This is a genomic window from Streptomyces barringtoniae, from assembly GCF_020819595.1.
GTDB classification, from domain to species: Bacteria; Actinomycetota; Actinomycetes; order Streptomycetales; family Streptomycetaceae; genus Streptomyces; species Streptomyces barringtoniae.
This window is the reverse complement of record NZ_JAJHNP010000009.1, coordinates 294260-308640: the sequence shown is the minus strand read 5'-3', so window position 1 is coordinate 308640 and position 14381 is coordinate 294260. Positions and strand designations below refer to the sequence as shown.

General features: G+C 68.7%; 14 protein-coding genes. 7 read left to right on the top strand and 7 right to left on the bottom strand.

Features of this window, described 5'->3' with window-relative positions:
• Positions 1 to 95 precede the first annotated feature (95 nt).
• On the top strand, positions 96 to 986 hold the full coding sequence (locus LMU33_RS18830) for a rhomboid family intramembrane serine protease (protein WP_228621621.1): 891 nt from the start codon (positions 96 to 98) through the stop codon (positions 984 to 986).
• 234 nt (positions 987 to 1220) lie between these two features.
• On the opposite strand, the gene crgA is transcribed toward LMU33_RS18830, so the two are convergent.
• Positions 1221 to 1475: a cell division protein CrgA gene (crgA, locus tag LMU33_RS18825; RefSeq protein ID WP_228621619.1), complete on the bottom strand. Its 255-nt coding sequence runs from the start codon at positions 1473 to 1475 to the stop codon at positions 1221 to 1223.
• 152 nt (positions 1476 to 1627) lie between these two features.
• Here crgA and LMU33_RS18820 point away from each other — a divergent pair, with 152 nt between their 5' ends.
• Genes LMU33_RS18820 through LMU33_RS18795 form a run of 6 tightly spaced genes read left to right on the top strand, consistent with a single transcriptional unit; the run spans position 1628 to position 5914 of the window.
• On the top strand, positions 1628 to 2416 hold the full coding sequence (locus tag LMU33_RS18820) for a DUF881 domain-containing protein (RefSeq protein WP_228621617.1): 789 nt from the start codon (positions 1628 to 1630) through the stop codon (positions 2414 to 2416).
• A 47-nt stretch (positions 2417 to 2463) separates the two neighbouring features.
• Complete coding sequence (locus LMU33_RS18815; RefSeq protein WP_228621615.1) at positions 2464 to 3156, top strand: class E sortase; 693 nt, start codon at positions 2464 to 2466, stop codon at positions 3154 to 3156.
• 52 nt (positions 3157 to 3208) lie between these two features.
• Entirely contained in the window at positions 3209 to 3370 is a 162-nt protein-coding gene (locus LMU33_RS18810; protein ID WP_228621614.1) for a hypothetical protein, read from the top strand.
• Positions 3367 to 4005 carry an aminodeoxychorismate/anthranilate synthase component II gene (locus LMU33_RS18805; RefSeq protein WP_228621612.1) on the top strand — a complete coding sequence of 213 codons (639 nt, stop codon included), beginning with the start codon at positions 3367 to 3369 and terminating at the stop codon, positions 4003 to 4005. Before LMU33_RS18810 ends, LMU33_RS18805 begins: the two co-directional genes overlap by 4 nt.
• Positions 4002 to 5129, top strand: a complete 1128-nt coding sequence (locus LMU33_RS18800) for a class E sortase (protein WP_228621610.1) — start codon at positions 4002 to 4004, stop codon at positions 5127 to 5129. Before LMU33_RS18805 ends, LMU33_RS18800 begins: the two co-directional genes overlap by 4 nt.
• A gap of 29 nt (positions 5130 to 5158) precedes the next feature.
• Positions 5159 to 5914, top strand: coding sequence for a class E sortase (locus LMU33_RS18795; RefSeq protein WP_228621608.1), 756 nt, complete (start codon positions 5159 to 5161; stop codon positions 5912 to 5914).
• A gap of 110 nt (positions 5915 to 6024) precedes the next feature.
• Here the strand turns inward: LMU33_RS18795 and pknB are convergent, their stop codons facing one another.
• From pknB to LMU33_RS18765, 6 genes are all read right to left on the bottom strand, one after another.
• On the bottom strand, positions 6025 to 8025 hold the full coding sequence (gene pknB, locus LMU33_RS18790) for a Stk1 family PASTA domain-containing Ser/Thr kinase (protein ID WP_228621606.1): 2001 nt from the start codon (positions 8023 to 8025) through the stop codon (positions 6025 to 6027).
• Positions 8026 to 8206: 181 nt separating this feature from the next.
• Positions 8207 to 9685, bottom strand: a complete 1479-nt coding sequence (locus LMU33_RS18785) for a peptidoglycan D,D-transpeptidase FtsI family protein (RefSeq protein ID WP_228621604.1) — start codon at positions 9683 to 9685, stop codon at positions 8207 to 8209.
• The gene (locus LMU33_RS18780) at positions 9682 to 11124 is read right to left on the bottom strand and encodes an FtsW/RodA/SpoVE family cell cycle protein (RefSeq protein WP_228621602.1); all 1443 of its coding nucleotides are present in this window, start codon (positions 11122 to 11124) and stop codon (positions 9682 to 9684) included. The genes LMU33_RS18785 and LMU33_RS18780 overlap by 4 nt, the downstream gene beginning before the upstream one ends.
• Before the next feature lie 27 nt (positions 11125 to 11151).
• Positions 11152 to 12699 carry a Stp1/IreP family PP2C-type Ser/Thr phosphatase gene (locus LMU33_RS18775; RefSeq protein ID WP_228621704.1) on the bottom strand — a complete coding sequence of 516 codons (1548 nt, stop codon included), beginning with the start codon at positions 12697 to 12699 and terminating at the stop codon, positions 11152 to 11154.
• A 132-nt stretch (positions 12700 to 12831) separates the two neighbouring features.
• Positions 12832 to 13362 (bottom strand): FHA domain-containing protein FhaB/FipA, encoded by a 531-nt coding sequence (locus LMU33_RS18770; RefSeq protein ID WP_228621600.1) that lies wholly within the window; start codon positions 13360 to 13362, stop codon positions 12832 to 12834.
• 10 nt (positions 13363 to 13372) lie between these two features.
• A complete protein-coding gene (locus LMU33_RS18765) occupies positions 13373 to 14251 on the bottom strand; it encodes an FHA domain-containing protein (protein WP_228621598.1) in 879 nt (292 codons plus the stop codon).
• Positions 14252 to 14381 lie beyond the last annotated feature (130 nt).

The window sequence follows — 14381 nt, the reverse complement described above, 5'->3', positions numbered from 1 at the left end:
TCCCGCAGGGAACCAAACGCCCCGCTCGTCCGTACCAAGGATGAGCGGGGCGGGGCATTGCCGGGGGGCAGTCCCACGACGAACAAGGGGAACCGATGGACCACGCCGAAGGCAGCACGCAGAACGCCGCCCACCGCGTGCCCGTGTGCTACCGGCACCCGGACCGTGAGACCGGTGTGCGCTGCACCCGCTGTGAGCGCCCCATCTGCCCCGAGTGCATGGTCAGCGCCTCGGTCGGCTTCCAGTGCCCCGAATGCGTGCGCGGCGGCAGCGGCACCGGCCACGCGCCGACGGCGGCCCGGCCCCGCACGGTCGCCGGTGGCACGGTCACGGCCGACCCGCGGCTGCTCACCAAGGTGCTGATCGGCATCAACCTCGCCGTGTTCCTGGTGCAGATCGCCGTAGGTGACCGCTTCACCAACCGGTTCGAACTGATCGGACAGGCCTACGCCCCCCTCCTCCCCGGGGTGCAGGGCATCGCTCAGGGCCAGTACTACCGCCTGCTGACCGCGATGTTCCTGCACGGCGGCTACGCCCACATCCTCTTCAACATGCTCAGCCTGTGGTGGATCGGCGGCCCCCTGGAAGCCGCCCTCGGCCGCGCCCGCTATCTCGCCCTCTACTTCGTCTCGGGTCTCGCCGGCAGCGCCCTCACCTATCTGCTCGCCGCACCCAACCAGCCCTCCCTCGGCGCCTCCGGAGCGATCTTCGGCCTCTTCGGCGCGACCGCCGTACTGATGCGCCGGCTCAACTACGACATGCGCCCGCTCATCGCCCTGCTGGTGATCAACCTCATCATCACCTTCACCTGGGCGAACATCGCCTGGCAGGCCCACATCGGCGGCCTGGTCGCCGGCGTCGTCACCGGGTACGCCATGGTCCACGCCCCGCGCCGGCGGAGGACGCTCGTCCAGTACGGCACCTGTGCGGTCGTACTCGCCGTCGTGGTGGTGCTCACGCTGGTCAGGACCACTCAGCTCACCTGATACCGAACCGTTGTCCACAGGGTGTGCCGGATCTTGTGCACGCTGTGCGGGCACAGCTGTGCCCCCTGTCGCTCGGATGTGTTCCCGCAGGTCAGACAGGGGGCAAACAGGTGTATGGAGGGCGGTCGGCCAGTCATACCGGCGTCAACGCCCGATGGGTTATCCACAGATCGTCGTTCTTTTCCCCATGTGGAAAACGCCTGTGGATAACTCAGTGGATAGCCCTGGGCAGAGCTACTTCCACTGCGTGGAGACACCGAAGCCGGCGGCGATGAAGCCGAAGCCGACCACGATGTTCCAGTTGTCCAGCGCGTCGATGGGCAGCGAGCCGTCCGTCACGTAAAAGACGACGATCCAGGCCAGGCCGATGACGAACATGGCCAGCATGACGGGCGCGACCCAGCCACGGCTGTTCAGCTTGATCGCCTGTGCCTGCTTCGCCGCCGGTGGCGTGTAGTCGGCCTTCTTGCGGATACGTGACTTCGGCACGAGGGTCTCTCCTGTCGATGCGCTGCGTGGCCGCGCAGATAACCGGTTCGGGGCTCGGGGCAGCGTACAAGGGTCAAGACGACGACTCTGTGTGCTCCCCCGGGCGTCCGTTAGCGTAGTGCTTCCGTGGCGCCGAAGGAGATAAGGGTACGTTGAGCAATTCTGCCGACTCCACCGGGACGCAATCAACGGGCTCCGGCCCCGGCCGCCGCCTGCGTGTCCGCCCCGTGCGGATGCTCACCGCGGCCGTCTTCGCGCTCGCGGGACTGATCTTCTTCACCAGCTTCAACACGGCCAAGGGCACCGACATCCGCCAGGACGGCTCCCTGCTGAAGCTGTCCGACCTGATCCAGCAGCGCAGCCGCAAGAACAAGGAGCTCGACGAGTCCGACGCGGCCCTGCGCGGGAGCGTGGAGTCCCTCGCCGAGAGTGACGACGGCAGCAGCACGGCGCAGGACCGCAGGCTCAGTGGGCTGGAGGAGAGTGCCGGCACTCAGAAGCTCACCGGCCACGCCATCACCGTCACCCTCAACGACGCCCCGCCCAACGCCACCGCCAAGCTCCCCGGCTATCCCGAGCCGCAGCCCGACTACCTGGTCATCCACCAGCAGGACCTGCAGGCCGTGGTGAACGCGCTGTGGCAGGGCGGCGCCCGGGGCATCAAGGTCATGGACCAGCGGCTGATCTCCACCAGCGCGGTGCGCTGCGTCGGCAACACCCTGATCCTCCAGGGCCGGGTGTACTCACCGCCGTACAAGATCACGGCGGTCGGCGATCCGGACAAGCTGCAGCAGGCGCTCGCGGCGAGCAAGGCGATCCAGACCTACATGGTCTACGTCAACGTCTACGGCCTCGGCTGGAAAGTCACCGACGACGGGACGGTGACTCTTCCCGGCTACTCGGGCACAGTGGATCTGCACTACGCCAAGCCCGTGCAGTAGCCAGACACCCGTCAGCCGTCCGCCAGCCATCCGTCCCGGAGGCGCCGGTGCGAGTGATCGTCCGGACCGTCAGCGAGCTGTGCATCACCGTCGGCACTCTGATCGTGCTCTTCGTCGTCTATGTGCTGTTCTGGACGGGAGTGCGGGCCGACAGTGCCATGAACGAACAGATCGACCAGCTGCACCGGCAGTGGTCGAAGGGGAGTGTGCGGCCGGCGGCCGCCGCGCCGGGCGAGCAGACGGTCACCGCGACGAGACCGTCGCCCTACTACTACGGCAGGGCTTTCGCGATCATGTACATCCCGCGGCTCGGTTTCACGTGGAACAAGCCGGTCCTGGAGGGCACCGGCCGGGACGTACTGGCGCAGGGACTCGCCCACTACGCGGGCACCGCGCAGCTCGGCCGGGCGGGGAACTTCGCGGTGGCCGGTCACCGGCGCACGTACGGCGACCCGTTCAAGGACTTCCCCGCGCTGCGCCCGGGCGACGCCGTCGTCCTCACGGACGGGACGACCTGGTTCACGTATCGGATCGACAAAGGGCCCTACAAAACCGTGCCGACGGACGTTGAGGTCATCGACCCTGTGCCACGTAAGTCCGGGTATACGCGTCCGGGCCGGTATCTGACGCTGACCACGTGCGATCCGGAATGGGGGCACAGTCACCGGCTGATCGTCTGGGCGCACCTGGATTCCACACAGTCTGTGGAGGCAGGCGAACCGGAGGCGCTGCGCCGTTAGTCTGGTGGCGTACGGCGTGAGTCAGGTGCCGTGGGGATACGGAAGGAACGGCATGTACGGCTGGATCTGGCGGAATCTGCCGGGGAACGCGTGGGTGAAGGCGCTCATCTCACTCCTACTGATCCTGGCCGTGGTCTACATCCTGTTCCAGTACGTCTTTCCGTGGGCCGAACCGCTGATGCCCTTCAACGATGTGACGGTGGACAACCAGTGAGTGCGCGGATTCTCGTCGTCGACAACTACGACAGCTTCGTCTTCAACCTGGTCCAGTACCTGTACCAGCTGGGTGCCGAGTGCGAGGTGCTGCGCAACGACGAGGTGTCGACGGCGCATGCCCAGGACGGCTTCGACGGGGTGCTGCTCTCGCCCGGGCCGGGGACGCCGGAGGAGGCCGGGGTGTGCGTGGACATGGTCCGCCACTGCGCGGCCACCGGAGTGCCGGTCTTCGGGGTGTGCCTCGGCATGCAGTCGATGCAGGTGGCGTACGGCGGGGTGGTGGACCGGGCGCCGGAGCTGCTGCACGGCAAGACCTCGCTGGTGGAGCACGAGGGCAAGGGCGTCTTCGCGGGCCTGCCCTCGCCCTTCACGGCGACCCGCTACCACTCCCTGGCCGCCGAGCCGGCGACGGTCCCGGCCGAGCTGGAGGTGACCGCCCGCACCCACGACGGCATCATCATGGGCCTGCGCCACCGTGAACTCCTGGTCGAGGGCGTGCAGTTCCATCCCGAGTCGGTGCTGACCGAGCACGGGCACCGGATGCTGGCCAACTGGCTGGTGGAGTGCGGCGACCAGGGTGCCGTGGCGAGGTCGACGGGGCTGGCCCCGGTGGTGGGCAGGGCCACGGCGTGACCGCCCTGCGCCCGGAGCGCGAGACCGATGCCTCGTACGGGGATCAGTCGTACGAGGCTTCCGGTGCGCTTGGGGACTGGGACGCGGGGGCGTACCAGGAGCCGTACGGGGAGCCGTACGAGCGGACATACGAGCAGGAGTACGAGCGGGCGCCGCAGGAGCAGCCGTACCGGCCCGCGCTGGACGACGAGACGATGGCGCTGCGGGTCCCCGATCCGCTGACGGGCTCGGAGAGCGGGGCTCTCCGCGCCTCTGCGGCCCCGTCCGCCTCCTCCGCCACCGGACCGGCGGTCGGTGGCCGTGCGGCCCGCAGAAAGGCCGCCAAGCGCCGTGGCGGGCGTCATGGCGGCGGCCGGGAGACGGCACCCGCGGAGACGCCGGAGACCGGGGAGCCCGGCCGGCCGCTGTCCCGGGTCGAGGCGCGGCGGCAGCAGCGGCTGCGCAAGCCCAGCCCGGGCGTCGTCGCGAGCCGGGCGATCGGTGAGGTGTTCATCACCACCGGCGTGCTGATGCTGCTGTTCGTCACCTACCAGCTGTGGTGGACCAACATCCGCGCCAACGCGCAGGCGGGCAGCGAGACGCACCAGCTCCAGAACGACTGGGCGAGCGGCAAGCGCAACCCCGGGGTGTTCGCGCCCGGGCAGGGTTTCGCCATCCTGCACATCCCCAAGCTCGACGTGGTCGCGCCGATCGCGGAGGGCGTGAGCACCGAGAGGGTGCTCAACAAGGGCATGGTCGGGCACTACGGTGAGCCCCCGCTGAAGACGGCGATGCCCGATGCGAAGACCGGCAACTTCGGTCTCGCCGCCCATCGCAACACGCACGGCGAACCGTTCCGGTACATCAACAGGCTCGAGCCGGGGGACGCGGTCGTGGTCGAGACGCAGGACTGGTACTTCGTGTACAAGGTGACCTCGACGCTGCCGGTGACCTCGCCGACCAACACGAGCGTGCTGGACCCCATCCCGAAGGGCTCGGGCTTCACCAAGCCGGGCCGCTACATCACCCTCACCACCTGCACGCCGGAGTTCACCAGCAAGTACCGGCTGATCGTCTGGGGCAAGATGGTCGAGGAACGCCCGCGCAGCAAGGGCAAGCCGGACGCGCTCATCGAACAGGGCTGACGCGAGTAAGGGCAGAGGCAGAGGACACTGTGGCAGCGACCGCCGACGACACCGAAGAACACACGGACGCCTCCGATTCGAGTCCCGCCCGGCGGGGCCGGCGTCCGGGCCGCATAGCGACGGCGGTCAGCGTCCTTGGTGAAATCCTCATCACCGCAGGTCTGTTGCTCGCCCTCTTCGTCGTCTACTCCCTCTGGTGGACGAACGTAATAGCGGATCGCAAGGCGGACAAGCAGGCTGAAAAGGTGCGCCAGCACTGGGCGCATGCCACGGACTCCGGTCCCGGCGCACTGGACACCAAGGACGGCATCGGCTTCCTGCACGTGCCCGCGATGCACAACGGCGAGGTCCTGGTGGAGAAGGGCACGGGCACGGACGTCCTGAACGACGGCGTGGCCGGCTACTACACGGACCCGGTCAGGGCCACGCTCCCCACGAGCGGCAAGGACGGCAACTTCACCCTCGCCGCCCACCGGGACGGGCACGGCGCGAAGTTCCACAACATCGACAAGGTGGAGAAGGGCGACCCGATCGTCTTCGAGACGCGGGACAACTGGTACGTCTACAAGGTCTACTCGATCCTCCCGGAGACCTCGAAGTACAACGTCAAGGTCATCGATCAGGTCCCGAAGGAGTCCGGCAAGAAGAAGCCGGGGCACTACATCACCCTGACGACCTGCACGCCCGTGTACACCTCGGAGTACCGCTACGTGGTCTGGGGCGAGCTGGTCCGGGTGGAGAAGGTGGACAGCGAGCGGACGCCGCCGGAGGAACTGCGGGGCTGACGGCCGGGTCCCGGCGCCCCCTCGGGGGAGCCGGGTGCCCAAAGGGGCCCTTGGCACCACCGTGCGGTGCCAAGGGCCCCTTTGGCTGGGTCGGATTCAGTCTCCGTGCGCTAGCCCGTTATGCCGCCGAAGATGTTGCCCCCGTTGTTGCCGCCGTTGTCTCCACCGCCGAAGTCGGCGGTGGTGAGGACGATCTGGGTGTTGCCCGGGTCCGCCTGCGTGCCCTGCTGCGGGCTCTGCTGGATGACCCGCGCCTTGTCATCGGTGGGCCCGTTGACCTGGATCTTCGTGAAGCCCTGCTGTTGCAGGATCTGCTGAGCCTGCTTCAGGGTCTGGGTCGTGACGTTCGGCACCTGCGTCTGCTGGCTGCCCTGGAACATGCCGACGTTGATGGCGATCGGCGTGTTCTTGGCGACCTGCTTGCCCACCTCGGGATTGGTCGAGAGGACCTTTCCGTCGTCGTCCTGGTTGGGGGTGGGGGTTGGGGTGCAGGTGGCGTTGGGGGCCAGGCCCAGCTGCTGCAGCTCGGCCTTCGCGTCGTCGCAGGACTTGCCGATGACGTCGCCGGGAATGGTGACCTTGTCCTCGGGCTTGGCGACCGTGAGGGTGATCGTGGAGCCCTTCTGCTTCTGCGTGCCACCCTGCGGGTCCTGTTTGATGACCACGCCGGCCGTCCGGTCCGACACCTCGGTCTGCTTCTCGACCAGGAAGCCCTTGGCTTTGAGCTGGGCCTCTGCCTGGTCGTACTGCAGGCCCTGGACATCCGGCACGTCGACCTTCGGCGCGCCCGTCGAGACCACCAGGGTGATCGTGTCGCCCTTCTTGACGTCCACACCCGCCTTGGGGTCCTGGGAGCAGACGTTGCCCTTCGGCTGGTTGTCGCACGGCTTGCGGACGGGCGCCGCCAGTTTCAGGTCCGAGTTGGCGGCCATCTTCTGGGCCGTGGCGTAGCTGTTGTCGACGAAGTTCGGGGCCGGGAAGGTCTGGTCGGTGTTCTTCCCGTCGGCCACCCACTTCCCGATCAGGATCGCGCCGATCAGGACCAGGATGCCCGCGACCACCAGCAGGATCGTGGAGGTGTTGGACTTCTTCTGCGGCTGGCGGCGGCGGCTGGTGGGTTCGTCGTAGCCGTAGCCGCCGTCGTCCGGGTTCATCGGCGGGAGCATGGTGGTCGCTCCCGCGCCGGCGTCCGGGCGCAGGGCCGTCGTCGGCTGGTCGTCGGGGTAGCCGCCGTAGCCCACCGCGCCCATCGCGGCCGTCGCCGCGACCGGCTGGCCGTCGAGACAGGCCTCGATGTCGGCGCGCATCTCGTCGGCCGACTGGTAGCGGTAGTCCGGGTCCTTGACCAGTGCCTTCAGGACGATCGCGTCCATCTCGGGCGTGATCTCGGGGTCGAAGACCGACGGGGGCTGGGGTTCCTCGCGGACGTGCTGGTACGCCACGGCGACGGGAGAGTCGCCGACGAAGGGGGGCCTGACCGTCAGCAGCTCGTAGAGCAGGCAGCCGGTCGAGTACAGGTCCGACCGCGCGTCGACCTGCTCGCCCTTCGCCTGCTCCGGCGAGAGGTACTGGGCCGTACCGATCACTGCGGCGGTCTGGGTCATGGTCATGCCGGAGTCGCCCATGGCGCGGGCGATACCGAAGTCCATCACCTTGACCTGGCCGTTGCGGGTCAGCATGACGTTGGCCGGCTTGATGTCGCGGTGGACGATGCCGTTGCGGTGGGCGTACTCCAGACCCTGGAGGATGCCGATGGTCATCTCCATCGCACGCTCGGGCAGGAGCTTGCGCCCGGAGTGAAGAAGCTCACGCAGCGTCGAGCCGTCCACGTACTCCATGACGATGTACGGGATCGAGACCCCGTCGATGTAGTCCTCGCCCGTGTCGTAGACCGCGACGATCGCGGGATGGTTGAGCGAGGCGGCCGACTGGGCCTCCCGGCGGAACCGGGCCTGGAAGGAAGGGTCGCGTGCCAGGTCGGCGCGCAGGGTCTTCACTGCCACGGTGCGGCCCAGGCGGGTGTCATGCGCGAGGTAGACCTCTGCCATGCCACCACGGCCGAGCACCTGGCCCAGCTCGTACCGGCCGCCGAGGCGACGCGGCTCTTCCATAGCTACCTACCAGCCCTCTCCGTCGGTCTCGGCCGCGCACCCACGTGCACGGCCGGAGGCTGCCGTCCGGGCCTACCGTACCCGGCTCGCTTTGTGTGACCTGGCCAAGCCCGTAACCCGATACAGGACCGGTATCGCAACGTGCGGCGATGTGAAGGGGATGTGATGGGGGTCACTTCCGTCACTTCTTGGACTGGATGACCGCCTCCATGACGTTCTTGGCGATCGGCGCGGCCAGGCCGCCACCGGAGATGTCGTCGCGGTTGGCGCTCTCGTCCTCGATGACCACGGCCACGGCGACCGGCGAGCTGCCGTCGGGCAGCTTGGCGTAGGAGACGAACCACGCGTACGGGTTGGCGCTGTTCGCCACACCGTGCTGCGCGGTACCGGTCTTGCCGCCCACCGTGACGCCGGGGATCTGCGCCTTCGTACCGGTGCCCTGCTTGACGACCGTCTCCATCATGGACTGCAGGACCTGAGCGTTGGCCGGCGACAGGGGCCGGCTCATCTCCTGCGGCTGGGTCTTCTCGACCGGGTCGAGGTTGGAGGACTGCAGCTCGTCAACCATGTACGGCTTCATCAGCTTGCCGTCGTCGGCGACCGCCGAGGCGACCATGGCCATCTGCAGCGGGGTCGCGGCGGTGTCGAACTGGCCGATCGAGCTGAGCGCCGTCTGCGGGCGGTCCATCTCCTTGGGGAAGACGGACGCGCTCGACCGCACCGGGGTGAACTGCTCGGCGTTGAAGCCGAACTTCTCGGCCTCGGCCAGCATCTTGTCCTTGCCGAGCTGGGCACCGATGTGACCGAAGACCGTGTTGCAGGAGATGCGCAGCGCCTCCCGCAGGGGCACGTTCTTGCACTGGATGCTGCCCTCGTTCTTCAGCTCGCGCGTGGTGTCCGGCAGCGTGTAGGGCTGCGGGGAGTCCGTGGCCTCGTCCGCCGACTTGTACAGCCCGTTCTCCAGCGCCGCCGCCGCGGTGACCAGCTTGAACGTGGAGCCCGGCGGGTAGGTCTCGCGCAGCGCCCGGTTCAGCATCGGGTCGGAGGGGTCGTTCTTCTTCTGGAGCTTGTTCCAGTTCTTGGAGTCCGTGCCGGTGGAGTTCCCCGCGAAGGACGACGGGTCGTACGACGGGTAGGAGGCCAGCGCGAGGATCTTGCCGGTGGACGGCTCCAGGGCGACGACCGCGCCCTTGCCGCCCTGCGCCTTCAGCCCGCTGAACGCCGCCTTCTGCGCGGCCGCGTTCAGCGTGGTGACGACGTTGCCGCCCAGCTTCGGCTTGCCCGTGATCATGTCGAGGGTGTTGCGGAAGAAGAGCCTGTCGTCGTTGCCGGTGAGGATGCCGTCCTCGATGCTCTCCAGCTGGCTGGCGCCGAAGGCCTGCGAGGAGTAGCCGGTCACCGGGGACCACATGGCCCCGTCCTTGTAGGTGCGCTTGTACTTGAAGTCGCCGCTCTTGGACACGACGGATCCGGTTATCGGGTTGCCGTCGACGATGATGTCGCCGCGCGGGTTGGCGTACCGCTCGATGGAGACCCGGCGGTTGTCCTTCTCGGTCGCCAGCTGGTCGGCCTTGAGGTACTGCAGGTAGTTGTCGCGGATGAGCAGGGCCAGGATGAGGAGGCCACAGAAGATCGCGATCCGGCGCAGGGGCTTGTTCATGACGGGCGGACCACCTGGGTCATCTCGGCGTCGGGGTTCGTGGCGGGGGCGGGCGCCGGCCGCCGGGCCGTGTCGCTGATACGGATCAGGATGCCGATCAGCGCCCAGTTGGCCAGCACGGAGGAACCGCCGTACGCGACGAACGGCATCGTCATACCGGTCAGCGGGATGAGGCCCATCACACCGCCGGCCACGACGAACACCTGAAGCGCGAAGGCGCCGGACAGGCCGACGGCCAGCAGCTTGCCGAACGGGTCGCGGGCGGCGAGGGCGGTGCGCACGCCGCGCTCCACGATCAGGCCGTAGATCAGCAGGATCGCCATGATGCCCGCCAGCCCGAGCTCCTCGCCGAAGGTGGCGAGGATGAAGTCGGAGTTGGCGGCGAACCGGATCAGATCCGAGTGGCCCTGCCCGAGGCCGGTGCCGAGGGTGCCGCCGGAGCCGAAGGCCCACAGCGCCTGCTGCAGCTGCTCGGAGTGGCCGGCGACGCCCTGGCGGCTGAGGGTGAACTCCTTCATCGGGTCGAGCCAGGAGGCGACGCGGCTCTTCACGTGGGGCTCGAAGCTCGCCACGCCGACCGCGCCCACCGCGGACATCAGCAGACCGAAGACGATCCAGCTGGTCCGCTCGGTGGCGACGTACAGCATGATGACGAACATTCCGAAGAACAGCAGCGAGGTGCCGAGGTCGGTCTCGAAGACCAGGATGAGGATCGAGATCGCCCAGACGACCAGGATCGGGCCGAGGTCGCGGCCGCGCGGCAGATAGAGGCCCATGAAGCGGCGGCTGGCGAGGGCCAGGGCGTCCCGCTTCACCATCAGATAGCCGGCGAAGAAGATCGCGAGGACGATCTTCGCGAACTCACCCGGCTGCAGGGAGCCGAGGCCGGGGATGTTGATCCAGATCTTGGCGCCGTAGATGTTGGCCCCGAGGCCGGGCACCAGCGGCAGGATCAGCAGGACCAAAGCGCTGAACATCGAGATGTACGTGTAGCGCTGCAGGACCCGGTGGTCCTTCAGGAAGATCAGCACCGCGGCGAACATACCGATGCCCAGCGCGCTGTACAGCAGCTGGCGGGGCGCGGCTGCGGCGAAATGGGGCAACGACTGCAGCAGTTTCGACTGGTCCAGCCGCCAGATGACCACCAGCCCGAGCCCGTTGAGCAGCGTGGCCAGCGGCAGCAGCAGCGGGTCTGCGTACGGGGCGAACTTCCGTACGGCGAGATGGGCGACGCCGGCCAGCAGACCGAGACCGAGGCCGTAGGACAGCAGCCCGGCGGGCACCGAGTTGTTGATGGCCAGGCCCACGTTGGCGTAGGCGAACACCGGGATGGCCACGGCGAAGACCAGCAGGGCCAGCTCGGTGTTGCGGCGGCTCGGCGCGCCGATCGCGCCGATCGTGGACGTGTGGTGCGTCGGCGAGTTAGTCGTACTGCTCATCGTGTGACAGGGCCTCTCGCGGCTTCGCTACTGCTTGCCGCACTGATCGACGACCTTCTGCTCATCCTCGGAGAGGCTCGGGCCGGGGTTCGGAGTGGCGGTCGCGGACGGGGACGGGGACTTCGAGGGCGATGTCGGCTTCTTCGACGCCGACGGGTTCGGCGTCGGTGATGCCTTGGACGTGAAGGCGGTGGCGGTGGTTCCCGTGGTGCCTCCGGCCTGGCCCTGACCCGTCCTGGCGTTCCGCGTGGACTCGCCGGCCTGGCGCTCCGCCTGCTTCCGGCACGCGGAGGCCTGCACCGACAGTGCCTCGATCTTCGACTGGGCCTGCTGCAGACCGCCCGCCGTGATCGTGTTCTTGACCTGCTTCTGCTGGTACGGCGGCAGGTACTTGAGTTCGATCTCGGGGTGGTCCTTCTCCACCTTCGACAGCGACACCCAGGCCAGGTCCTGGCTGATCCCGCGGTACAGCGCCACGTGCTCGCCGTTGGCGCCGACGTAGTACTGGGTCTGCGTCCACCGGTAGCCGCCGTAGAGGCCGCCGCCGATGACGGCGAGGGCGAGGGCGCCGTAGAGGGATCTCTTCAGCCACTTGCGTCCGCCGCGCGGCTTGGTGAAGTCGCCGTCGGCGTAGTCGTCGAAGCTGCCCGCCGGGATGTAGCCGGTGGTGTCGCCGGAGCCGGGCGGGCCGAACTCGCCGCCGCCGTGCCCGGGCGCCCGGCGGCCCAGGTGGGAGGCGCGGCCGGCCGGGGTCTGCATGATGCCGTTGTCGTGCAGATGGTGCTGGTTCTCGGCGACCGCGCCGACCACGACCGGCTGGTCGGACAGCTGCGCGGCGAGCGTGTCATTGGTGTCGAGGTCCAGGACGTCGGCGACGATGACGGTGATGTTGTCGGGACCGCCGCCGCGCAGCGCGAGCTGGATCAGCTCCTGCACGGTCTCCTGCGGGCCCTGGTAGCTGGCGAGGGTCTCCTCCAGCGTCTGGTGGGAGACGACTCCGGACAACCCGTCGGAGCAGATCAGATAGCGGTCGCCGGCCCGCACCTCGCGGATCGACAGATCGGGCTCGACGTGCTCGGCGCTGCCGAGGGCGCGCATCAGCAGGGAGCGCTGCGGGTGGGTGGTGGCTTCCTCTTCGGTGATCCGGCCCTCGTCCACGAGCCGCTGCACCCAGGTGTGGTCCTGGGTGATCTGCGTGAGAACTCCGTCACGCAGCAGATAGGCGCGCGAGTCGCCGACGTGCACCAGACCGAGCCGCTGCCCGGTCCACAGCAGGGCGGTCAGCGTGGTGCCCATGCCCTCGAGCTGGGGATCCTCCTCGACCATGGCACGCAGCTGGTCGTTGGCGCGCTGCACGGCCGTGCCGAGCGAGGTGAGGATGTCGGAGCCGGGCACGTCGTCGTCGAGCGTGACCAGGGTGGAGATCACCTCGGAGGAGGCGACCTCGCCGGCCGCCTGGCCGCCCATGCCGTCGGCGATGGCGAGCAGGCGGGGACCGGCGTAACCGGAGTCCTCGTTGCCCTCGCGGATCATGCCCTTGTGCGATCCGGCGGCGAAGCGCAGTGACAGACTCATGCCCACCTCGCCCATCGGCTCCGGGTACAGCCGGTCGTGTCGAGCCACACTGCCCACCCTCCGGTCGGGAGCGCGCCGGCGGCCGGGTGGCGGCCTGCCGCTGCGTGCTCGCTCCGCTCGCTCATTGTCGTACTACTTCCGCAGCTCGATGACGGTCTTGCCGATGCGGATCGGCGCGCCCAGCGGGATCGGCGTGGGTGTCGTCAGCCGGGACCGGTCCAGGTAGGTGCCGTTGGTGGAGCCGAGGTCCTCGACGATCCACTGACCGTCGCGGTCCGGGTAGATCCTGGCATGGCGGCTGGAGGCGTAGTCGTCGTCCAGCACGATCGTGGAGTCGTGCGCCCGGCCCAGCGTGATCGTCTGGCCCTGCAGCGCGACCGTGGTGCCCGTCAGTGTGCCCTCGGTCACCACCAGCTTGGCGGGTGCGTTGCGGCCACGCCGGCCGCCGCCCTGCTGGCCGCGCTGCTGCGGCGGCGCGGCCTGCTGCCGGGCCGCCTGCTGCCGGCCCTGTTGCTGGGCACGCCCGGCCTCCCTACGCGATCCGCGCTGGGTGACGCGCGTACCGAACAGGTCGCTCCGGATGACCTGCACGGCCACGATCACGAACAGCCACAGTACGGCCAGGAAACCCAGCCGCATGACCGTGAGGGTCAGCTCTGACATTGCCCCCGCTTCACCCTTCGGCTTGCCTATAGATAACGGTGGTGCTGCCCACGACGATCCGCGAGCCGTCGCGGAGCGTAGCGCGGGTGGTGTGCTGCCCGTCCACCACGATGCCGTTGGTGGAACCGAGATCCTGGATCGTCGAGGGCGTTCCGGTCCGGATCTCGCAGTGCCGGCGGGAGACGCCGGGGTCGTCGATCCGCACGTCGGCGTCGGTGCTGCGGCCCAGCACCAGTGTCGCGCGGGAGATCTGGTGGCGGGTGCCGTTGATCTCGATCCAGTAGCGGGTGCGCCCGCCGCTCATCGGGGCGGCCGAGGGCCGCTGCGTGGCGGGCTGGGGGTAGCCGTAGCCGCCGGGCCGTGCGCCGGGCGGCGGCGCGGACGGCATCGGGGGCGCGCCGGCGGGCGTGGCGGGCGGGTAGCCGTACCCGCCCGGGGCGCCCTGCCCGGCACCGGGACGGCCGGGGGCCGGGGCCGCGGGGGCCTGCGGCGCCTGCTGTCCCGGCTGGCTGCTGGAGGAGGCGAGGGTGCGCGAGCGCACCCGGTACAGACCCGTGTCGAGGTCGTCGGCCTTCTCCAGGTTGACCTTGATCGGTCCCATGAAGGTGTAGCGCTGCTGCTTGGCGTAGTCGCGCACCATGCCGGCCAGCTCGTCGCCGAGCTGCCCGGAGTAGGGGCTGAGGCGCTCGTGGTCCGGCGCGCTCAGCTCCACGATGAAGTCGTTCGGTACGACGGTCCGGTCGCGGTTCCAGATCGTGGCGTTGTTGTCGCACTCACGCTGGAGCGCGCCGGCGATCTCCACGGGCTGGACCTCGGACTTGAAGACCTTGGCGAAGGTGCCGTTCACCAGACCTTCGAGACGCTGCTCGAACTTCTTCAGGACTCCCATGGGGCACCTCCTCCGTTCCTGCCGTTGCCTTGCCCTGCTGTGCGGCTGCTGTCCTGCCGGTTCCGCTGGTACTGCTCACTGATCGTATCTACGCGTCCGGCAATCAGCCGGTTCCCCCAGCGGCTCCCCT

What these genes read in the sequence shown, in the direction of transcription:
- LMU33_RS18775 (WP_228621704.1), bottom strand. Translation starts at nt 12,699, where the DNA reads ATGAGTCTGTCACTGCGCTTCGCCGCCGGATCGCACAAGGGCATGATC.
- LMU33_RS18765 (WP_228621598.1), bottom strand. Translation starts at nt 14,251, where the DNA reads ATGGGAGTCCTGAAGAAGTTCGAGCAGCGTCTCGAAGGTCTGGTGAAC.
- LMU33_RS18830 (WP_228621621.1), top strand. Translation starts at nt 96, where the DNA reads ATGGACCACGCCGAAGGCAGCACGCAGAACGCCGCCCACCGCGTGCCC.
- LMU33_RS18785 (WP_228621604.1), bottom strand. Translation starts at nt 9,685, where the DNA reads ATGAACAAGCCCCTGCGCCGGATCGCGATCTTCTGTGGCCTCCTCATC.
- LMU33_RS18770 (WP_228621600.1), bottom strand. Translation starts at nt 13,362, where the DNA reads ATGTCAGAGCTGACCCTCACGGTCATGCGGCTGGGTTTCCTGGCCGTA.
- pknB (WP_228621606.1), bottom strand. Translation starts at nt 8,025, where the DNA reads ATGGAAGAGCCGCGTCGCCTCGGCGGCCGGTACGAGCTGGGCCAGGTG.
- LMU33_RS18780 (WP_228621602.1), bottom strand. Translation starts at nt 11,124, where the DNA reads ATGAGCAGTACGACTAACTCGCCGACGCACCACACGTCCACGATCGGC.
- LMU33_RS18810 (WP_228621614.1), top strand. Translation starts at nt 3,209, where the DNA reads ATGTACGGCTGGATCTGGCGGAATCTGCCGGGGAACGCGTGGGTGAAG.